Below are 20,345 nucleotides of genomic sequence, written 5' to 3'. Positions count from 1 at the left end.
CCTCTTTCACGTAACCCGTGACATGTGAAATATTACCTGCGCTTCACCTACCGATGACCGAGGCACCCCCATCCCCCGGAAAGGACCGGTCAGTTGCGCAGACTGTCCGCGGCCCTCGCCGCCGCACTCACCACGAGTGCGATAGCGGCCACCCTGCTGGGCACCCCCGCCCAGGCCGCACCCCCGACCCCCATCGCCCTCGCCGCCGCGTCCGCCGACGCCGAACAGGGCGCCGAGGCCCCGCCCGCCCCGCTCGCGCCCCAGGAGCGCGAGCGCCAGGCGCTGCGCGGCAAGGCCCTGGAACAGCTCAACAAGGGCACCGTCGCCAAGGCCGCCGGCAAGCGGGCCCCGGCGAAGGTGAAGGTCGGCAACGACTACGTCCAGCTCGCGCACCAGCGCACGGACAAGGTCTTCGTGATCCTCGCCCAGTTCGGCGACCAGGTCGACAACACCACCCAGTGGAACGGCCAGCCCCGCTACGGCGGCACCCCCGGCCCGGCCCACAACCAGATCCCCAAGCCGGGCAAGGACGACAACCACACCCTGTGGTCACAGGACTTCGACCGCGGCTACTACCAGAAGATGTTCTTCGACGACACGCCCGGCGCGGTGTCGATGCGCAACTACTACCGCACCCAGTCCTCCGGCCGGTACGACGTCGAGGGCACCGTCAGCGACTGGGTCACCGTCCCGTACAACGAGGCCCGCTACGGCAGCAACAAGGGCCCGCAGGGCTCCGGCGCCTGGACCCAGGGCCAGGAGTTCATCCGGGACGCCGTGAAGGCCTGGTACGACGGCGAGGTCGCCAAGGGCCGCTCCGCCGCCGACATCAAGGCGCAGCTCGCCCAGTACGACGTCTACGACCGCTACGACCACGACAAGAACGGCGAGTTCGCCCAGCCGGACGGCTACCTGGACAACGTCGTCGTGGTGCACGCGGGCATGGACGAGACCTGGGGCGGCGGCGCCCAGGGCGCCGACGCGCTGTGGGCGCACCGCAGTTGGACCTTCCCGGACGCGACCGGGCAGACCGGCCCGGAGGGCAACAAGATCGGCGGCGCCCCCGTCGGCGACACCGGCCTGTACGTCTACGACTACGTCCAGGCGGGCGAGAACAGCGGCGTCGGCCTGTTCGCCCACGAGTTCGGCCACAACCTCGGCCTGCCCGACCTGTACCCCACCAACGGCGGTGACAACAGCGTCAACTTCTGGTCGCTGATGTCCTCCGGCTCCTACCTGGGCAAGGGTCCGAACACCACCGGCGGCTACCCCGGCGACCTCGACGCCTGGAGCAAGCTGCAGTTCGGCTGGCTCGACTACGACGAGGCGCAGGCCGCCACCCGCTCCACCCACGCGCTCGGGGTGAGCAGCTACAACACCGACCAGGCCCAGGCCGTCCTGGTCCATCTGCCGGACGGCACCACCCGCACCGACCTCGCCGACCCGTACGAGGGCGGCCGGCAGTGGTGGAGCGACACCGGCGACAACCTCGACAACTCCCTGGCCCGGGACGTCGACCTGCGCACCGCCGCCGGCCCGGCCGCCCTGGACGCGGCGGTCTGGTACGACACCGAGCAGGACTACGACTTCCTGACCGTCGAGGCCTCCACCGACCAGGGCAAGCACTGGACCTCCCTCGGCGGCACCGTGGACGGCGCCCCGATCGGCAACACCAGCGCCAACACCCCTGGGCTGAGCGGCAGTTCCGGCAGCTACAAGCAGCTGCACATCCCGCTGGACGGCTACCTCGGCCAGCAGGTCCGGCTGCGCTTCCACGTCACCTCGGACGGCAACACCCACGGCCGGGGCGTGCTGGTGGACGCCGTCAAGGCCACCGCCGGCGCCGCCGTGCTGTTCGCCGACGGCGCCGAGAACGGCGCGAACGGCTGGACGGCCGGCGGCTTCACGGTCATCGACGGCCGCACCGCCGTCAAGCAGCACCCGCGCGCGTACCTCGCCGAGAACCGCCGCTACACCGGCTACGGCGAGTTCCTGAAGACCGGCCCGTACAACTTCGGCTACAGCGGCGTCGCGGGCAAGGCCAACGTGGTGGACAACTACCCGTACCAGGAGGGCGTCCTGATCTGGCTGTGGGACACCTCGTACGGTGACAACAACACCAAGGACCACCCCGGCGGCGGGCTGATCCTGCCGATCGACGCCCGTCCGGCGCCGATCCGCTTCGCCGACGGGACGCTGGTCAACGGGCGGGCGCAGACCTACGACGCGACCTTCTCGCTCAAGCCGACCACGGCGTTCACCCTGCACAAGGGCGGCGTGGCGGTGCGCGTCCCGTCGAAGCCGGCCGTCCCGGTCTTCAACGACCGCACCGGGGTGTACGGCGACCCGGCCACGCCGCAGCTGACGGTGAAGGTGCCGGACACCAACACGAAGATCGAGGTCGTCCGGGAGTCCCAGGGCGGCAGGATCACCACCGTCCGGGTGGGCCCGGCCTCCTGACCGGTACGTGAAGGGCCCCGGATCCCCCCGACGAAAAGGGATCCGGGGCCTGCTCGTGCGCCCGGGCCTGCTGGGCACCCGGGGCCGGCCGGGTACCCGGGGTCAGCGCCCCAGGCTGCGCGCGGTACGCGCGGCGGTGACCACCCCCAGGACGGTGATCGCGGCGATCCCGAAGGTCATGTACCGGGCCGAGTCGACCGGGCTGTCCCCGCCCAGGTTGACCAGGGTGCCGGCCAGCGCCGAGGTCACCGAGAAGGCGATCAGCTGGGTGGTGTTGATCGCCGCGGCCGCCTTGCCGCCCTCGGCCGGGTCGCTGCTGCTGCGCATCGCGGCCACGCTCAGGTGCGGGAAGGCCAGGCCTATCCCGGTGCCGGCGGCGAACAGCGCCACCGCCCACAGCAGCACCCGGAGCCCGGAGGCGTGCCCGGTCTGCGACAGCCCGTACACCAGCAGGCCGCCGACCAGCACCAGCGGGGCGACCCGGATCGCCAGGGCCCGGCCGCGGGCCGACTCGATGCCGACGCTGAACAGCTGGGCGGCGGTCCAGCCGGCCGAGGTGGCGGCGCCGAGGAAGCCGGCCACCAGCGGGCCGAGGCCGCCCAGCTGCTGGCCGAACAGCGGGATGAAGTTCTCCGTCACCACGCCCGCGCAGAGCACCGCGACGGTCAGGTAGAGCCACTTCAGGGGGTTGCCGGGCCGGTAGGTCTGCCGCGGCAGCACCGTCGCCGCCGAGCGCCGCTCGACCGCCGTGAAGCCCACCAGCAGCGCCAGTCCGGCGAGCAGGCAGAGCGCCGTCGGCCAACCGGACGGCACGGTCGAGCTGACGCTGAAGACGGCCGCCGCCAGGGTGAGCAGCAGCAGCGAGGGCAGCGGCACCGGGCCGCCGCCCCGACCCGCGCCGGAGCGCCCGGGCAGCACCCGGCGGGCCAGCACCGCCAGCACCAGCGCGGCGGCCAGCAGCAGGACGTACGCCCCGCGCCACGCGCCGAGCTGGGCGAAGAGCCCGCCCAGCGACGGCCCGACCAGGGTGCCGACGCCCCACATCGCGGAGACCAGTCCGGCCGCGCGGGTCCACAGCCGTTCGGGCAGGGCGCTGCGGATCACCGCGTAGCCGAGCCCGGCCACCAGCCCGCCGCCGAGGCCCTGCACCACCCGGCCGAGGATCAGCGCCGCCATCGACGGGCTGAGCGCGTTGACCACGGCGCCGGCGCCGAAGACCAGGAAGCCCAGGATGTAGGCCCGGGCGGCGCCGAGGCGCTCCAGCAGCCGGCTGACCAGCATCGAGGCGATCACGGCGGCCATCAGGAAGCCGGTGGCCACCCACGCGTAGTACCGCTCGCCGCCGATGTCGGCGACGATCGAGGGCATCAGCGCGGCGGTGAAGTAGAGGTTCATCGCGTACAGCGCGACGCCGCCGGCCAGGATCGAGGCGGGGGCGGCGTACCGGCGGGAGAAGAGTTCGCGCCACCCGGCGGCGGCCCCGGAGGACTGCGACTCCGGTGCGTAACTGCCCTGCTCGGCAGGGGCGGTGTCGGTCACTACGGCAGATGATTCGGTCACGTCCGGTACGCTAGGACTTCAAGGGAACTTGAAGTCAAGGAAGCCGAAGGAACCGAGGAGTCGCCATGACCACCGCGCCGGTCGACCTGCTGAGCGTCGGGGAGGTGGCCCGGCGGGCCGGGATCGCCACCTCGGCGGTGCGCTTCTACGAGGACCAGGGGCTGATCTCCTCCGAGCGCACGGCCGGCAACCAGCGGCGCTACCGGCGGCACGTGCTGCGCCGGATCTCGCTCATCCTGGTCGCCAAGCGGCTCGGCATCCCGCTCTCCGAGGTCGCCGAGGTCTTCACCGGCCTGCCCGAGGACCGGATGCCCGGCAAGCACGACTGGGAGCGCATCTCCCGGCGCTGGGCCGAGCAGCTGCGCGCCCGCCGGGCCGAGCTGGAGCGGCTGGAGGACGAGCTGACCGGCTGCATCGGCTGCGGCTGCGTGTCGCTGCGCCGCTGCCGGGTACTCAACCCGGGGGACGAGCTGGCCGCCGAGGGGCCGGGCCCCCGCCGGCTGCTGCCGGAGGAGGGCCTGCTGCCCGTCGAGGAGTGAAACGCCGTCGACGGGTGAGGCGCCGTCGACGCGTGGGACGTCGTCGACGCGTGGGCGGGGAAGGGGTTGGAACCCGGCCGGACGCGGCCCTCGCAGGGTTCCCCGCCGCGTCCGACCGGGGGCTTGTGCGGCTCAGACCTCCGGGAAGTGGCAGGCCGCCTGCCGCTCGCCGGGCCCGGCGATCCGCAGCAGCGGCCGCTCGGTCCGGCACAGGTCCTGGGCCTTCGGGCAGCGCGGGTGGAAGGTGCAGCCGGGCGGCGGGTCGGCCGGGCTCGGCGGGTCGCCGAGCAGCACGATCCGCTCCCGGGTGCGCTCCGCCTCCGGGTCGGGCAGCGGGACGGCGGACAGAAGCGCCCTGGTGTACGGGTGCGCGGGGCTGCCGTACACCTCGGCCTTGTCGCCGATCTCCACGATCCGGCCCAGGTACATCACCGCGACCCGGTCGCAGACCCGCTTGACCACCGAGAGGTCGTGCGCGATGAACACGTACGCCAGCCCGAGCTCCTGCTGGAGCCGCTCCATCAGGTTGACCACCTGGGCCTGGATGGAGACGTCCAGCGCGGAGACCGGCTCGTCGGCGATCACCAGCCGCGGCGAGGTGGCCAGCGAGCGGGCGATGCCGATGCGCTGGGCCTGGCCGCCGGAGAACTCGTGCGGGTAGCGGTCCAGGTGCTCGGGGATCAGCCCGACCAGCTCCATCAGCTCGGCGGCCCGCTTGCGCGCGGCCGCCGCGCTCTCGCCCTGGACGAGCAGCGGCTCGGAGATGATCCGGGCCACCGTCTGCCGGGGGTTGAGCGAGGAGTACGGGTCCTGGAAGACCATCTGGAGGTCGCGCCGGTGCGGCCGCAGCCGGGCCTGGGAGAGCCCGCCGATCTCGGTGCCGTCGAAGGTGACGGTGCCCGAGGTCGGGTCGAGCAGCCGGACGATCATCCGCCCGGTGGTGGACTTGCCGCAGCCGGACTCGCCGACCAGGCCGAGCGTCTCGCCCGCGCCGACGTCGAAGCTCACCCCGTCCACCGCCCGGACCGGCGCACCGGGGCGCCCGGTGCGGCTCCGCCGGCCGGGGAAGGTCTTCACCAGGTCCCGTACGGACAGCAGCGGTCCGGCCGCGTCCTTCGTCGACGGTGTGGTCATCACAGCACCCCTTCCGGCACCAGCGGCAGGTGGCAGGCGGCCTGGTGGCCGGGGGCGAGCCGGTCGAGCACGGGGCGCTCGGCCAGGCAGCGGGAGTGCTCCTCGGCGGACGCCGCGGTGGTGCGGGCGCAGCGCGGGGCGAAGGAGCAGCCGGGGGCGGGGGCGATCAGCGACGGCGGGCTGCCGGGGATGGCCCGCAGCGGGGCGTCGTCGGTGTCGTCCAGGCGCGGCAGCGAGTCCAGCAGACCGCGCGTGTACGGGTGCGCGGGCTGCGCGAACAGCCGGTCCACCGGGGCCTGTTCGGCGGCCCGGCCGCCGTACATGACCAGCACCTCGTGGGCGACCCGGGCGACCACGCCGAGGTCGTGGGTGATCATCACGACGCCGAGGCCGCGCTCCTGCTGGATCCGGGCGATCAGGTCGAGGATCTGCGCCTGGACGGTGACGTCGAGCGCCGTGGTGGGCTCGTCGGCGATCAGCAGCTCGGGCTCGCAGGCGAGCGCCATGGCGATCATGACGCGCTGGCGCATGCCGCCGGAGAACTGGTGCGGGTACTCGTCGACCCGGCGGGCCGGCTCCGGGATGCCGACCTCGGCCAGCATCTCCACCGCCTTGGCCCGCCCGGCCTTGCGGTTGGCCTTGAAGTGCACCCGGTAGTGCTCGGCGATCTGCTCCCCGACGGTGTAGAAGGGGTGCAGGCTGGACAGCGGGTCCTGGAAGATCATCGCGATCCGGCGGCCCCGGACGGTGCCCAGCTCCCGCTCCCCGAGCCCGTTCAGCTCCTGCCCGTTCAGCCGGATCGAGCCGGTGACGGCGGCGCCGCGGTGCAGGCCCATGACGGCGAGCGAGGTGACGGACTTCCCGCTGCCCGACTCGCCGACCAGCCCGAGGGTGCGACCGGCCTCGACGGCGAAGGAGATCCCGTCGACCGCGCGGACGGTGCCGCGCGGGGTGTCGAAGGCGACCTTGAGGTCCTCGACCTCCAACAGCCTGGTCATCAGTACCTCACTCTCGGGTCGACGAACGCGTAGAGCAGGTCGACCAGCAGGTTCGCCGCGACGATGAAGAAGGCCGCGAGCAGGGTGACGCCGAGGATCACGGGCTGGTCGGAACGGGCCAGCCCGTCGTAGAACAGCCGGCCGACGCCGGGCAGACCGAAGATCGACTCGGTGATGACCGCGCCGGCCAGCAGGCCGCCGAGGTCCATGCCGAAGATGGTCAGGATCGGCGTCATCCCGGAGCGCAGCCCGTGCTTGACGGTGACCGTCCGCGGCGGCAGGCCCTTGGCCCGGGCGGTGCGGATGTACGGCTCGGCCATCGCCTCGATCATCGAGTTGCGGCTCTGCCGGGCGTACATGGCCGCGTACAGCAGGGCCAGCGCGATCCACGGCAGCAGCAGGTTGGAGCCCCATTCGAAGGGGTTCTCGGTGAACTTGTGGTACGAGGGGTAGGGCAGCACGCCGGCCGTCCTGACCAGGCCCCAGATCAGCATGATCGAGGTGAAGTAGACCGGCAGCGAGGCGGTGCCGACGGACAGCACCATCAGGGTCTTGTCGATCGGCCTGCCCTTGCGCAGCGCCGAGGTGACGCCCGCGCCGAGGCCGAGGACCAGCCAGAGCACGGCCGCGCCGAGGGCCAGCGAGATGGAGACCGGCAGCCGGTCGGTGAGCAGGTCCCAGACCGGCAGCCCGTACTCGTAGGAGTAGCCGAGGCAGGGGAAGCCGCAGTGCACCGCGCTGGGGCCGGAGCCGTAGTCGCGGCCGGCGAAGATGCCGCCGAGGTAGGCGAGGAACTGGTCCCAGACCGGCTTGTCCAGGCCCATCGCCGACTTGACGTCGGCGAGCCGCTCGGGGCTGCAGGTCTTGCCGCAGGCGGCCGCTGCCGGGTCGTTGGGCAGCAGGTAGAAGATGGTGAAGGTGATGGCGCAGATGGCGAGCAGGATGCCCGCCACGCCGAGCAGCCGGCGGCCGAGGTAGAGGATCACGACCGGCCTCCCCGGGGGTCGAGGATGTCGCGCAGCGCGTCGCCGAGCAGGGTGAAGGCGAGCACGGCGACGAACAGGAAGGCGGTCGGGATCAGGAAGTAGGTCGGGTCGGTCTCGTAGTGCACGATGCTCTCGGCGATCATCTGGCCCCAGGACGCGGTCGGCGGGCGGACGCCCACGCCGAGGTAGCTGAGCGCGGCCTCGGTGGCGATCATGCCGGGGACGAGCAGGGTGGTGTAGGCGATGATCGGGCCGGAGACGTTCGGCAGGATCTCGCGGGTGAGGATGCGCCAGGAGCGCGCCCCGCCGACCTTGGCGGCCTCGACGTACTCGCGGTGCTTGAGCGAGAGGGTCTGGCCGCGCACCACCCGGGCGATGCCGGGCCAGGTGAACAGCCCGATCACCAGGGTGATCAGCAGGATCCGGTTGACGTCCTTGGCCACCGACATCATCGCGATCATGAAGATCAGCGAGGGGAAGGACATCGTGAGGTCCATCAGCCGGGACAGCAGGGTGTCGACGCGCCCGCCGAAGTAGCCCGCCGCGATGCCGGCCAGGGTGCCGGCGATCACGACCACGGCGGTCGCGGTGAACGCGATCAGCAGGGACACCTGACCGCCGTGCAGCACCCGGGCGAACAGGTCGCGGCCGCTGCCCGGCTCGACGCCCAGCCAGTGCCGGGCGCTGATGCCGCCGAAGTCGCCCCGGGGCACGCCGCCCAGGTACGGGTCGACGGCGCGCTTGTCGAACTCCTCCGGGGTCCAGCCGCCGAGGGCGCTGAGCGGTCCGGCCAGCGCCGTGACCAGGATCAGCACGCCGACGGTGATCAGCCCGAACCGGGCCGAGCCCTTGGCCCACAGCTGGTCCCAGACCAGCCGCCAGGGCCCGCGCCCGGCACTCTTCTTGGCGCCCCCCGCCGTGGCGTCGGCCACGGCGGCGGGCTCAGTGGTGGTACTCATCGCTGCCGGCCCCTCACTTGCCCTTGGCGGGGTCCTTGAGGCCGATGGCACCCAGGTCGAGCATCCCGGCGTAGCCCTGGTTGCCGAAGGCGCCGGCCACGTTGGTGCCGACCAGCAGGGGGCGGCGCTGCCAGATCAGCGGGACGGCCGGGGCCTTCTTCGCCAGGTCCTGGTCCAGCTGCTGCCAGGCCTTGTTGGCCTCGTTGACGTCCGTCATGGCCGCGATCTGGTCCATCCGGTCCATCGTGGCCTGGTCCTTGAACTGGCTCAGGTTGCCCTGGTTGCCCTTCTCCTTGATGGTGCGGCCGTCGAACTGGAACGGCAGGAAGGTCGCACCGGAGGGGTAGTCGGGGCACCAGCCGCTGATGGTCAGGTCGGGGGCGTTCTTGATGTCGCCGACGGTGTCCTGGAAGGCGGACGGGTCGGTGGTGTTGATGGTGACCTGGACGCCGGCCTTGGACAGCGACTGCTGGATCGCCTCGGCGCGGCTCTTGTCGCCGAGCGAGACGGTGAGCGAGACCTTGAGGTCGCTCTTGCCCGCCTCCTGGAGCAGCTTCTTGGCCTTCTCCGGGTCGCCGGCCGCCGGGACCTTCAGCGGGTCGGACTTGACGCCGCCGGTCAGCGAGGGCGGCAGATAGGAGGTCGCCACGTCGGCCATCGCCGGGCCGCCGAAGGCCGTCACCTGCCCCTCGCGGTCGACCGCCCACATCATCGCCTCGCGCACCTTCGGGTCGTCGAAGGGGGCCTTGGAGGTGTTCATGTACAGCATGTCGGTACAGCCGGTGACCTCGGCGGCCATGCGGGACTTGACGTCCGGCTTGGGCAGCACCTTGGCGACGGTCTCGTGCGCCATCCACGGCATGTTGATCGCGTTGGCGTCGGCGCCGTCGCTGGCGATGATCCGGTCGTCGGCCTGGCCGCCCTTGATGCCCTCGGTGACCACGACCTTGTCCGGGTAGGCCTTGCGGACGGTGTCGGTGGCCGGGTCCCAGTTGGTGTTGCGGACCAGCACCAGCTGCTTGCCGCGGTCGTAGGTCTCGATCTTGTACGGGCCGGAGGAGAACGGCCGGGCGTCGTACTGGGTGCCCTTCTCCTGGGACTGCGGCACCGGGGAGAAGGTCGGCAGCGAGACGGTGGAGGAGAACTCGGCGACCGGGCGCTTCAGGTGGAAGACGATCGTCTTGTCGTCCGGGGTCTCGATGCTCGCCAGGTGCTCGCCGTTCAGCGGGCCCTTGTAGTTCTCGCCGCCGGCCAGGTACTGGATCGCGTAGTCGGGGCCGCCGGTGAGGTCCGGGGAGAAGGACCGCTCGACGTTGTACTTGATGTCGGCGGCCTTGATCGGCGAGCCGTCCTCGTACTTGAGGCCGTCCTTGAGGGTGAAGGTCCACACCTTGCCGCCGTCGGAGGACTTGCCGAGGTCGGTGGCGAGGTCCGGGACGATCTCGCTGCCCGCCGCGCCCGGCTCGGCCTTGAAGGTGGTCAGGGTGCGGTAGATCAGCCGGGTGCCGAAGTCCATGTGCGGCACCACCCAGCTGCGGGCCGGGTCGAGGTGGGCGAAGTCCTGGTTGGTCAGGACGGTGAGGGTGCCGCCCTTGGCAGGGGTGCCGCCGATGACCGAGCCGGACGCGGCGCCCGGGCCCTTGCCGTCGGAGGGGGCGGCGTCGCTGCCGCCGTCACTCTTGTCGTTGGAGCAGGCCCCGAGGCCGAGGGTGAGGGTCGCCGCGAGGGCCGCCGCGAGGGCGGCGTGGGTGCGCCTGGTCATGTTGCAACTCCGCTGTGGGGGGCCCGATCCGCCGGATCTGGCCGCTGCGCTGTGTGACCCGTAACATAGTAATGTGAAATTGCACTGCACAAGAGGTGACGGCTCCCGTTACCGAGCTGTGTCCGTGCCAGCATCTCCCCCGCCCCGCCAAGGAGTTCACCGGTGACCCTTCCCCCGACCGGCCTCAACACCGGGAGCCACGACCTCCCGGTCTCCCCCGCCCTCGCCTCCTTCATGGCCACCAGCTGGGCCGCCACCCCGCTCCCCGCCGACCGGCGCGTCCCCGGCCACGACCGCTTCCCCGGCCGCCGCGCCCGGCTCTCCGCCGCCTTCCCCGGCGAACGGCTGATCGTCCCGGCCGGCCGGCTCAAGGTCCGCTGCAACGACCTCGACTACCGCTTCCGCCCGCACAGCGCGTACGTCTGGCTCACCGGCCTCACCGGCGAGGACCAGGCCGACCACGTCCTCGTCCTCGAACCGGCCGGCCCCGAAGGCCACGAACCCGTCCTCTACCTGCGCCCGCGCTCACCGCGCGACGGCGGCGAGTTCTACCGCGACCGCCGCTACGGCGAGTTCTGGGTCGGCTCCCGGCCCGACCTCGTCGAAGCCGCCCGACTCACCGGCGTACGCACCGAACACCTCGACGACCTCGGCAAACTGCTCACCGGCCCCCAGCCCCCCACCCGGGTCCTGGCCGGCACCGACCCGCTCGTCGACGAGGCCACCGGACGGCCCGCCGACGGCCGGCGGGACGGCGAACTCGCCGCCGTCCTCTCCGAGTTGCGCCTGGTCAAGGACGAATGGGAGATCGGACAACTGCAACTGGCCGTCGACCACACCACCACCGGCTTCGAGGACGTCGTCCGCGCCCTGCCCACCGCACTGCGCCACCACCGCGGCGAACGCTGGATCGAGGGCGTCTTCGACCTGCGCGCCCGCGCCGAGGGCAACGGCACCTCCTACACCACCATCGCCGCCTCCGGCGCCCACGCCTGCGTCCTGCACTGGATCCGCAACGACGGCGCCCTCGACCCGAACTCCCTCCTCCTGCTGGACGCCGGCGTCGAGACCGACACCCTCTACGCCGCCGACATCACCCGCACCCTGCCGCTCAGCGGCACCTTCACCCCGATCCAGCGCCAGGCCTACGACCTCGTCCTCGCCGCCCAGAGCGCCGGCATCGCCACCCTCCGCCCCGGCGCGCGGTTCCGCGACTTCCACCGCGCCGCCATGCGGGTCATCGCCGAAGGCCTCGCCGACTGGGGCGTCCTGCCCGTCTCCGCCGAAGAGGCCCTCGCCGAGGACAACGGCCTCTACCGCCGCTACACCCTCTGCGGCAGCGGCCACATGCTCGGCCTCGACTACCACGACTGCGCCAAGTCCCGCGCCGACCGCTACCTCGACGCCACCCTGGAGGAGGGCATGGTCCTCACCGTCGAACCCGGCCTCTACCTCCAGCCCGACGACGAGACCCTCCCCGCCGAACTCCGCGGCCTCGGCATCCGCATCGAGGACGACCTCGTCATCACCCCCGACGGCGCCCACCTGATGTCCGGCGCCCTCCCGAGGACCGCCACCGACGTCGAGTCCTGGATGGCGACCCTGCTCTCCTGAGGAGGCCGCCAGGAGCGGACGGTCAAGCCACCTTGATCGTCCGCTCCCCCCGCCGGATCATCACCTCGACCTCGCCGCCGAATACGCCCGCAGGTCCCGGTCCTGCGCGCCCCCGACCGGCTACCCGCGCGCTGCCTGCCACAGGTCGGCGATGATCCGCTCCGCCGGGCCGGTGCGGGCCAGGTGGTGGGCGGTGCCGGCCCAGAGGTGCATGGCGTCGGTGTCGCCGCGGCGGGCGGCGGCGGCGCGGAGGGGGGCGGTGAGGTGGTGGACCTCGGGGTAGGCGGGCGGGGCGTACGGGCCGTGGCGGTCGATGAAGCCGTTGCGCAGGCCGCGGGCCGGGCGGCCGGTGAAGGCGCGGGTGACGGCCGTCTCCGGGAGTTCGACGAGCGCCGCCCGGTGGGCGGCCGAGGCGCCGGACTCGTCCGAGCGCAGCAGCGCCGTGCCCAACTGCACCGCCGCCGCCCCCGCCCGCAGCGCGGCCGCGACGGCCGCGCCGTCGCCGAGCCCGCCCGCGGCGATCAGCGGCAGCGCCGTCACCTCCCGTACGGCGGGCAGCAGTTCGAGCAGCGGCTGCTCCCCGGGCCGGTCCGTCACCCGGTGGGTGCCCCGGTGGCCGCCCGCCTCCGGGCCCTGCACGCACAGCGCGTCCATCCCGAGGGCCTGCGCCGCCCGCGCCTCCTCGGGTGTGGTGACGGTGGCGACCTGGGTCGTGCCGGCCGCCCGCACCGCCGCCGCCTCCTCGGCCGTGGGCAGCCCGAAGGTGTACGAGAGCACCGGCACCGGGTCGGCGAGCAGGAGGGCGAGTTTGGCCTCCCAGTCGTCGCGGTCCGGCCCGATCTCCTCCGGCAGGGTCACGCCCCACTGCTCGGCCTCGGGGCGCAGCCGCTCCCGGTACGCCGCGACGGCCGCCGCGTCCCCGGGCGTGCCCGGCACGAAGAGGTTCACCCCGTACGGCCGGTCGGTCGACTTCCGTACCGCCGCGATCTGCTCGGCCATCGCCTGGGCGGTCTTGAGGGCGCCGGCCAGGAATCCGAGCCCGCCGGCCCGGTTCACCGCCGCCACCAGTTCGGGCGTCGAGGGCCCGCCCGCCATCGGGGCGGCGATCACCGGTACGGCGAGCTCGTCGAGACGGACGGTCATCAGGCGCTCCTCACGCTGCCACGGGCACGGAACACCCCCACCCTACGCTCAGCGGATCAGCCCCAGCCGCCGTGCCTCGCGCACCGCCGCCGTGCGCGAGTCCACGCCCAACTTGGTGTAGATGTGCACCAGATGGGACTTCACCGTGGCCTGGCTCAGGTGCAGCCGCTGGCTGACCTGCTGGTTGGTCAGCCCGTCCGCGACCAGCCCCAGCACCTCGGTCTCCCGGGCGCTGAGCGCCGCCGCGGGCGTCCGCATCCGTTCCAGCAGCCGGTCCGCCACGCTGGGCGCCAGCGCGCTGCGCCCCGCCGCGGCGGCCCGGACGGCCTGGGCCAGCTCCTCCGGCGGCGCGTCCTTCAGCAGGTAGCCGGTGGCGCCCGCCTCCAGGGCGGGCAGGGTGTCCGCGTCGGTGTCGTACGTGGTGACCACCAGGACCCGCGGCGCGCCCGCCCGGGCGGTGATCGCCGCGGTGGCCTGCGCCCCGTTCATGGCCGATCCCGGCCCGAACTGGAGGTCCATCAGCACCACGTCCACGCCCGGCTCGGCCGCCAGTTCGACGGCCCGCTCGGCGGTGGCCGCCTCCGCCACGATGGCGAAGTCCGGTTCGCACTCCAGCACGGCCCGCAGCCCGGCCCGCACCACCGGGTGGTCGTCGGCGATGAGCAGCCGGATCACTGGCCGGCCTCCGGGGTGACCGGCAGCTGCACCGCCACCGTCGTGCCCTGCCCGGGCGCCGACTCCACCGTGAAGCCGCCGCCGAGCGCCCGCGCCCTGGCCCGCATCGACGGCAGCCCGAAGCCGCCGTCCCCGCCGGTGCGTCCGGCGACCGCCGCCGGGTCGAACCCGGCCCCGTCGTCGTACACGTCCAGTGCCACCTCACCCTCCATGTAGCTGAGTGTCACCTCGGCCCGCGCGGCCCCCGCGTGCCGGACGGTGTTGCCGAGCGCCGACTGCGCGATCCGCAGCAGCGCGACCTCCTCCGCGGCCGGCAGCCGGACCGGGGCGCCGGAGACGTGCAGCTTCACCGGCAGGCCGCTCTGCGCCGTCGTCGTCGCGCACAGCCGCTCCAGCGCGACCGGCAGCGGGTCGCCGTCCAACGCGGGCGGGGTGAGCGCCCGGACGAACCGGCGGGCCTCGTCCAGGTTGTCCTGGGCGGCCTGCCGCGCCTGCTCGACGTACCCGGCGGCGGTCTCGGTGCGCTCCGGCAGGGCCCGCTGGGCGGCCCGCAGCAGCAGCTGGATGGAGCTGAGGCCCTGTGCGAGGGTGTCGTGGATCTCCCGGGCGAGCCGCTCCCGCTCGGCCAGCACCCCGGCGGCGTGGTGGGCGGCGGCGGCGTCGGCGCGGGCGGCGGTCAGCTCGTCGATCAGCCGGCGGCGCTCCTCGCTCTCCCGGTACAGCGCCTGGTAGCCGAGCACGGTGGCGGTGGCGACGGCCGCGCCGAGCGCGGGCCCGATCGAGGCGGCGAAGCTGAAGCTGTGCTGGTGCCAGGACCACGCGGCGATCGACGCGGCGGCGGTCAGCCCGACGGCGACCAGCCCGCCGCGCCGCCCCAGCAGGTGCAGCTCCAGGAAGTACAGCGGGAAGGCCAGCCAGACGCCGTCCTGGGTGGTGATCAGCACGCCCGCCCAGGTGACGCCGAGCAGCGCCAGCCAGAGCGCGGCCGCCCGCCGGGAGCGGCGCACGGCGGCCAGCTGCGGCCCGACGGTGTAGACGGCGGCCATCGCGGTGGCCGCGGCGGCGACGGCGGCCGGATCGCCGCCCCGGTCGACGAGGACGGCCCGGGCGACGGCGAGCGCGAGCAGGCCCGCCACGAGCAGGTGCAGGCAGACCTGGAGGACGCGGGCGACGGGGGTGGTTCTGGATCGTTCGGTCGCCATCCGTCCAGCCTAAGTTCCTAGCCCGGCACCCGGCATCAATCAAAAGGTTGAACTCGGGCTCTCCCCTTTGATGCCCAGGATGCAATCCCCGGCGCGATGCCCCGGACCCCTCCCGTCCAGGACGGTGGAAGTGTCGAAACCACCTGCCCAGAGGAAGGCCCCGTCGTGTTCGTCGCCTGGAGGGACCTGAGGTTCGCCAAGGGGCGGTTCGCCCTGATGGGAACCGTCATCGTGCTGATCACCGTGCTGGTCGGCCTGCTGTCCGGGCTGACCGCCGGGCTCGGCCGGCAGAACATCTCCGCGATCACCGGCCTGCCCGCCGACCACCTGGTCTTCGGCAAGCCGGCCGACGGGCAGAAGCTCTCCTTCACCGACTCCCAGGTCACCCCCGACCAGTGGCAGGCCTGGGCCCGCGAGCCCGGCGTCACCTCCGCCCAGCCGATCGGCATCACCACCACCAAGGCCGCCGCCGGACAGCGCACCGCCGCGCTCTCCGCCTTCGGCGTCCCGGACGGCTCCGCACTCGCCCCGCAGGGCAGCCGGATCGCCCCCGGCCAGGCCGTACTGTCCAAGACCGCCGCCGAGAACCTGGGCGGCCTCGCCCCCGGCGCCGACTTCACCCTGGCCGGCCACCCGCTGCGGGTCGCCGCCGTCGAGGGCGACGCCGCGTACAGCCACACCCCGGTGATCTGGACCAGCCTCGACGACTGGCAGCAGGCCGCCCCCGGCGGCGCCGGCCACGCCACCGTCATCGCGCTCGACACCGCCAAGGGCGCCGACCTGGCCGCCGCCGACGCCCGCCACGGCACCGAGACCCGCACCCGCGACGACGCCCTCGCCGCGATCGGCTCCTACACCTCCGAGAACGGCTCCCTCCAGCTGATGCGCGGCTTCCTGTTCGCCATCTCGGCCCTGGTGATCGGCGCGTTCTTCACCGTCTGGACGATCCAGCGCAGCGGCGACATCGCCGTCCTCAAGGCCCTCGGCGCCTCCACCCGCTACCTGCTGCGCGACGCCCTCGGCCAGGCCGTCCTCCTGCTGCTGCTCGGTACGGTCGTCGGCACCGCGATCGCGTCCGGCTTCGGCGCGCTGATCGGTTCCGCCGTCCCCTTCGTCCTGGACGCCCCGACCGTCCTGCTGCCCGCCGCCGTCATGATCGCCCTCGGCGCGATCGGCGCGGCCCTGTCCATCCGCCGGATCACCTCCGTCGACCCGCTGACCGCCCTCGGGAGCGCCCGATGAGTCTCGTCCTCGACCGCATCACCCTCACCTACCCTGACGGCGACGGCCGGCTCACGGCACTCGACGAGGTCTCGCTGACCGTCCCCAAGGGCACGCTCACCGCCGTCGTCGGCCCCTCCGGCTCCGGCAAGTCCAGCCTGCTCGCGGTCGCCGCCACCCTGATCACCCCGGACTCCGGGCAGGTCGTCGTCGACGGCACCGACACCGCGGGCCTCAGCCGGGCCGACCTCACCGCGCTGCGCCGCACCAGGATCGGCATCGTCTTCCAGCAGGCCAACCTGCTGCCCTCGCTCACCGCGGTGGAGCAGTTGCAGGTGATGGCCCACCTCGACGGCCGCCCCCCGCGCGGCGCGCTCCCCCGCGCCCTGGAACTCCTCGACGCCGTCGGCCTGCGCGACCAGGCCGCCCGCCGGCCGCACCAGCTCTCCGGCGGGCAGCGCCAGCGGGTCAACATCGCCCGCGCGCTGATGAACGACCCCACCGTCCTGCTGGTCGACGAACCCACCAGCGCCCTCGACCACGAACGCGGCGCCGCCGTCCTCAACCTGATCACCGACCTCACCCACCGCCGGGCCACCGCCACCGTCCTGGTCACCCACGACCGCACCCACCTGACGGCCGTCGACCAGATCGCCGAGGTCCACGACGGGAGGCTGACCCTCCCGGCGGCGGTCTAGGCGACCAGCTCCGACACCGGCAGCGTCACCGCCGTCCCGGGCAACCCGACCACCTGCCCGGGACGGCGTACGACGCGCTCCCGGTACCCGCCCCGCACGGGATCGGTCAGCACCAGCACCTGCTGCTCGACCCGGTCCACGACCACGTAGGCCGGCACCCCGGCCAGCGCGTAGGCGGCGGGCTTCCTGGTGACGTCACTGCACAACGCCGCCGATGTCACTTCGAGGACGAGGCGGAAGATCTTCGGGTCGTAGCAGTTGTACGTGACCATCCGGTCGTCGCTCACCGCCTCGACGATCGACAGATCCGGCATCGCGAAGTCGTCCGGCCCGGTCGGCAGCCAGATCGCGAGCCGCTGGAGGACTTCCGTGTCCCCGCCTTCCAGCCCGGCCTCGAAGCAGGCCTTCATCACGTCGGAGAGGATCTCGCGGTGGCGCCCGTCGGGCAGCGGCTCGACGGCCACCTCACCGCCGAGCACCTCGACCCGGTGCCCGGGAAACCGATCGAAGAGGACCTCTGCCATGTCGAGCACCCTGTTCCGCACAGGCGAATCCTCCGCCCGTCGGCCCCGAGCCGCCGTCCATACCCGGACTCTTCACCCGAACGGGCGGTTTGACTCCTGCCGAGTCCCTTAGCGGGACCGCAGGCGCAGGGCCGAGGGCTCCGGTTCGGCGGGCTTCTCCTCGCCGGCCCAGAGGGAGCGGACGTGGCTGAGGTGGCGGGTCATGCAGGCCTCGGCCCCGGCCGCGTCGCCGGCGAGCAGCAGGTCGAGCAGCTCCAGGTGCTCCTCCGCCGAGGAGACCAGCTCGCCGCGCTCGTCGAGCCGGTTGAGGCCGTAGAGCCGCGAGCGCTTGCGCAGGTCGCCGACGACCTCGACCAGCCGCGAGTTGCCGGCCAGGCCCAGCAGGTCGAGGTGGAACTGGCGGTCGGCCTCCAGGTAGCCGATCAGGTCGTGCTTGCGGGCCGCCGCGACGATCGCCTCGGCCTGCGGGCGCAGCCGCTCCAGCTGCTCCTTGGTGGCGGTGCGCGCCACCCGGCCGACGGTCGGGACCTCGATCAGGGCGCGGATCTCGGTGAAGTCGTCGAGGTCGCGGTCGGTCAACTCGGTGACCCGGAAGCCCTTGTTGCGGACGGCTTCGACCAGGCCCTCGCGGGCGAGGTCGAGCATGGCCTCGCGGACGGGGGTCGCGGAGACGCCGAAGTCGGCGGCGAGCGCGGGGGCGGAGTAGACGACGCCGGGGCGCAGTTCGCCGGAGATCAGGGCCGCCCGGAGTGCGTGCGCGACCTGGTCGCGAAGCCGCTCCTGTACGGAGATCAGGGTGCGGGACTTGAGGTCGGCCATGGTGTTCCTCCGGGTGGGTGCAGAACACCAGCGTACAATGTCACGTTACGTTGCGTGCGCAACAGCCAGTGATTCGAACACCCGTCACCGACCCGCCGCACCGGCCCCTCCTCCTGCCGAACGCCATGGTGACAGCGGCCGTCGGCCGTGACAACGGCCGACGGCACACGATCTTCCGGTCCGCCCGGGAGGTCCGTACGAAGATCCGCACGGAGGTCCACCCGAAGGTCCGCCCGGAGGGCTACGCCCGGCGGAACCGCCCCACCAGGGTGCTCAGGCTGGCCGCACCGTCCCCGTCCGCCACACCCCGCCGGACCGCCTCCGCGAGGAGGGCCGGCAGGGCGCCGTCCACCCCGGAGTCCTCCGCGGTGTGCTGGACGTGCTCGATGCTCGCGAGTGCCATCGTCAGCCGGTCGACGTCCCCGCGGTGGTCCCCGGCGGTGATCCGCGGCGCGTAGAACTCGATCATCCGCGGCAGCAGCGCGGCGGTGGGCAGGGCGTACGGCAGGAACTCCTCGGCGGTGATGCCGTTGGCCTCGGCGACCGCCGTGGCGTGCAGGTAGCCGACCATCGAGGACCAGAACAGGTCCATCTGGATCTGGTAGTACAGCTGGGCCAGCCCGGGGTCGTCGCCCCGGTAGTCGGCCCCGGTGAGCACCTCCAGGGCGGCCCGGTGCCGCCGGAACAGCTCGACCGGGCCGCTGTAGAAGGTGGACGACTCGGGGCTGCCGATGCCCGAGGGCGGCACCTGCACCCCGCCGGTCAGGTGCCCGGCGCCGCGCTCGGCCAGCCAGCGGGCGGCGTCGCGGGCCCGCCCGGGGGTGTCCGAGCTGAGGTTCGCGACCACCTTCCCCTTCAGCGCCGGCTCGACCGACTCCAGGACGGTGAACACGGCGTCGTAGTCGGTGAGGCTGAGCACCACCAGTTCGTTCGCCGCCACCGCCGCCTCCGCACTGGGCGCCGCCTGCGCGCCCCGGGCGACGAGTTCGTCGGCCCGTGCGGCCGTGCGGTTCCACACCGTGACGGCGTACCCGGCGTCCAGGAACGCCCGGGCCATGGCCTGCCCCATCGGGCCGAGCCCGATCACCGTCACGGATCGCCTCGCCTGCTGCTCCACGGACATGCGTGTTCCCCTCCACTGGACGAATGCCTAGAACGAACGCTCTATCCAGAGCGCCGGAGCCGACGCTAGCACAGCACTGGAACGAACGCTCTACTCAGAATCTCGGCTAGGATCGCGCCGTGAAGACGCCCGAGAAGACCCCCGCGCAGGCCGACCCGAAGGCCGCCGTGAGGGTCGCTGCGAAGGCCCCGGTGAAGGCCGCACCGAAGGACGGCGCGCAGGCCGAAGCGAAGCCCGGCACCCGGGAGCGGATCGTCCGGGCCACCTCCCGGCTGCTGCAGCGCCAGGGGTACGAGGGCACCGGGATCAAGCAGATCTCCCGCGAGGCCGAGGCCACCCTCGGCTCCGTCTACCACTTCTTCCCGGGCGGCAAGCAGGAGTTGGCCGCCGAGGCGATCCGGCACGGGGACGAGGAGTTCGCCGTCATGCTGCACGCCGGGCTCGGCTCCTCACCGGACCTGGGCGAGGCGATGACCGCCTGCACCCGACTGCTCGCCACCGAACTGCGCGCGTCCAACTGGCAGGACGGCTGCCCGATCACCAGCACCGCCCTGGAGACGATCGGCCGGGTGCCGGTGATCGAGGAGGCGGTGGCCGAGGCCTTCGCCCACTGGCGGGCCGTCGTGGCGGAACGGCTGCTCGCCGCCGGCATCGGCGAGCAGGACGCCCGCGAGCTGGCCGGCACCGTGATCAGCACCCTGGAGGGCGCCGAGCTCGCCGCCCAGGTCGCCCGCAGCGAGGAGCCGCTGCTGGTCACCGGCAAGCACCTGGCCCGCCTGCTCACCGCCTACGCCGACGACCGGGCCTGACGCGCGGAACCGGACCTGACGCGCGGAACCGAACCGCCCGCCCGCTCGCCAGCCCGGGAGCCTGCCGGAAAACGTCCGGAAAACGTGAGGAGCCGGTGCAGCGGGGGATCCCATCCCGC

The 20,345-nt window shown here is 73.1% G+C and carries 18 protein-coding genes; 6 read left to right on the top strand and 12 right to left on the bottom strand.

The features are described from left to right. Positions 1-93 precede the first annotated feature (93 nt). The gene (locus ACFU7Z_RS15190; protein WP_380777787.1) at positions 94-2,460 is read left to right on the top strand and encodes an immune inhibitor A domain-containing protein; all 2,367 of its coding nucleotides are present in this window, start codon (positions 94-96) and stop codon (positions 2,458-2,460) included. 102 nt (positions 2,461-2,562) lie between these two features. On the opposite strand, the gene ACFU7Z_RS15185 is transcribed toward ACFU7Z_RS15190, so the two are convergent. Further along, complete coding sequence (locus ACFU7Z_RS15185) at positions 2,563-4,020, bottom strand: MFS transporter (protein WP_380777786.1); 1,458 nt, start codon at positions 4,018-4,020, stop codon at positions 2,563-2,565. Between the two features lie 65 nt (positions 4,021-4,085). On the opposite strand from ACFU7Z_RS15185, the gene soxR reads away from it, so the two are divergent. Further along, positions 4,086-4,559, top strand: a complete 474-nt coding sequence (gene soxR / locus ACFU7Z_RS15180) for a redox-sensitive transcriptional activator SoxR (RefSeq protein ID WP_049651587.1) — start codon at positions 4,086-4,088, stop codon at positions 4,557-4,559. Between the two features lie 132 nt (positions 4,560-4,691). On the opposite strand, the gene ACFU7Z_RS15175 is transcribed toward soxR, so the two are convergent. Genes ACFU7Z_RS15175 through ACFU7Z_RS15155 form a run of 5 tightly spaced genes read right to left on the bottom strand, consistent with a single transcriptional unit; the run spans position 4,692 to position 10,398 of the window. Then, positions 4,692-5,693, bottom strand: coding sequence for an ABC transporter ATP-binding protein (locus tag ACFU7Z_RS15175; protein ID WP_049651588.1), 1,002 nt, complete (start codon positions 5,691-5,693; stop codon positions 4,692-4,694). Further along, entirely contained in the window at positions 5,693-6,691 is a 999-nt protein-coding gene (locus ACFU7Z_RS15170) for an ABC transporter ATP-binding protein (protein WP_049651589.1), read from the bottom strand. Before ACFU7Z_RS15170 ends, ACFU7Z_RS15175 begins: the two co-directional genes overlap by 1 nt. Continuing rightward, positions 6,691-7,677, bottom strand: a complete 987-nt coding sequence (locus tag ACFU7Z_RS15165) for an ABC transporter permease (RefSeq protein ID WP_049651590.1) — start codon at positions 7,675-7,677, stop codon at positions 6,691-6,693. The genes ACFU7Z_RS15170 and ACFU7Z_RS15165 overlap by 1 nt, the downstream gene beginning before the upstream one ends. Continuing rightward, positions 7,674-8,636, bottom strand: a complete 963-nt coding sequence (locus tag ACFU7Z_RS15160) for an ABC transporter permease (protein ID WP_074002328.1) — start codon at positions 8,634-8,636, stop codon at positions 7,674-7,676. Before ACFU7Z_RS15160 ends, ACFU7Z_RS15165 begins: the two co-directional genes overlap by 4 nt. Positions 8,637-8,649: 13 nt before the next feature. Continuing rightward, positions 8,650-10,398, bottom strand: coding sequence for an ABC transporter substrate-binding protein (locus ACFU7Z_RS15155; protein WP_049651592.1), 1,749 nt, complete (start codon positions 10,396-10,398; stop codon positions 8,650-8,652). Positions 10,399-10,560: 162 nt separating this feature from the next. On the opposite strand from ACFU7Z_RS15155, the gene ACFU7Z_RS15150 reads away from it, so the two are divergent. Beyond that, the gene (locus tag ACFU7Z_RS15150; RefSeq protein ID WP_380777785.1) at positions 10,561-12,012 is read left to right on the top strand and encodes an aminopeptidase P family protein; all 1,452 of its coding nucleotides are present in this window, start codon (positions 10,561-10,563) and stop codon (positions 12,010-12,012) included. Positions 12,013-12,132: 120 nt separating this feature from the next. Here ACFU7Z_RS15150 and ACFU7Z_RS15145 read toward each other — a convergent pair whose 3' ends face one another. Genes ACFU7Z_RS15145 through ACFU7Z_RS15135 form a run of 3 tightly spaced genes read right to left on the bottom strand, consistent with a single transcriptional unit; the run spans position 12,133 to position 15,032 of the window. Then, the gene (locus ACFU7Z_RS15145; protein WP_380777784.1) at positions 12,133-13,155 is read right to left on the bottom strand and encodes a nitronate monooxygenase; all 1,023 of its coding nucleotides are present in this window, start codon (positions 13,153-13,155) and stop codon (positions 12,133-12,135) included. A gap of 48 nt (positions 13,156-13,203) precedes the next feature. Next, positions 13,204-13,830, bottom strand: coding sequence for a response regulator transcription factor (locus tag ACFU7Z_RS15140; RefSeq protein ID WP_049656462.1), 627 nt, complete (start codon positions 13,828-13,830; stop codon positions 13,204-13,206). Beyond that, entirely contained in the window at positions 13,827-15,032 is a 1,206-nt protein-coding gene (locus ACFU7Z_RS15135) for a sensor histidine kinase (protein WP_049656461.1), read from the bottom strand. The genes ACFU7Z_RS15140 and ACFU7Z_RS15135 overlap by 4 nt, the downstream gene beginning before the upstream one ends. A gap of 165 nt (positions 15,033-15,197) precedes the next feature. On the opposite strand from ACFU7Z_RS15135, the gene ACFU7Z_RS15130 reads away from it, so the two are divergent. Both ACFU7Z_RS15130 and ACFU7Z_RS15125 read left to right on the top strand, forming a co-directional pair. Then, on the top strand, positions 15,198-16,274 hold the full coding sequence (locus tag ACFU7Z_RS15130) for an ABC transporter permease (protein ID WP_380777783.1): 1,077 nt from the start codon (positions 15,198-15,200) through the stop codon (positions 16,272-16,274). Continuing rightward, positions 16,271-16,951 (top strand): ABC transporter ATP-binding protein, encoded by a 681-nt coding sequence (locus tag ACFU7Z_RS15125; RefSeq protein WP_380777782.1) that lies wholly within the window; start codon positions 16,271-16,273, stop codon positions 16,949-16,951. Before ACFU7Z_RS15130 ends, ACFU7Z_RS15125 begins: the two co-directional genes overlap by 4 nt. Here ACFU7Z_RS15125 and ACFU7Z_RS15120 read toward each other — a convergent pair. The 3 genes from ACFU7Z_RS15120 to ACFU7Z_RS15110 all read right to left on the bottom strand — a co-directional run bounded on the left by ACFU7Z_RS15120 (position 16,948) and on the right by ACFU7Z_RS15110 (position 19,417). Continuing rightward, a complete protein-coding gene (locus ACFU7Z_RS15120) occupies positions 16,948-17,475 on the bottom strand; it encodes a Uma2 family endonuclease (protein WP_380777781.1) in 528 nt (175 codons plus the stop codon). The genes ACFU7Z_RS15125 and ACFU7Z_RS15120 overlap by 4 nt on opposite strands. A 108-nt stretch (positions 17,476-17,583) precedes the next feature. Next, positions 17,584-18,294: a GntR family transcriptional regulator gene (locus ACFU7Z_RS15115; protein ID WP_117487207.1), complete on the bottom strand. Its 711-nt coding sequence runs from the start codon at positions 18,292-18,294 to the stop codon at positions 17,584-17,586. A gap of 241 nt (positions 18,295-18,535) precedes the next feature. Continuing rightward, complete coding sequence (locus ACFU7Z_RS15110; protein WP_380777780.1) at positions 18,536-19,417, bottom strand: NAD(P)-dependent oxidoreductase; 882 nt, start codon at positions 19,415-19,417, stop codon at positions 18,536-18,538. A gap of 191 nt (positions 19,418-19,608) precedes the next feature. Between ACFU7Z_RS15110 and ACFU7Z_RS15105 the strand changes: the two genes are divergently transcribed. Further along, the gene (locus ACFU7Z_RS15105) at positions 19,609-20,226 is read left to right on the top strand and encodes a TetR/AcrR family transcriptional regulator (protein WP_380777788.1); all 618 of its coding nucleotides are present in this window, start codon (positions 19,609-19,611) and stop codon (positions 20,224-20,226) included. Positions 20,227-20,345: the final 119 nt, after the last annotated feature.

Source organism: Kitasatospora sp. NPDC057518 (assembly GCF_042802075.1).
In the GTDB taxonomy this organism is placed as follows: Bacteria; Actinomycetota; Actinomycetes; order Streptomycetales; family Streptomycetaceae; genus Kitasatospora.
This window is presented reverse-complemented; position numbering and strand designations above follow the sequence as displayed.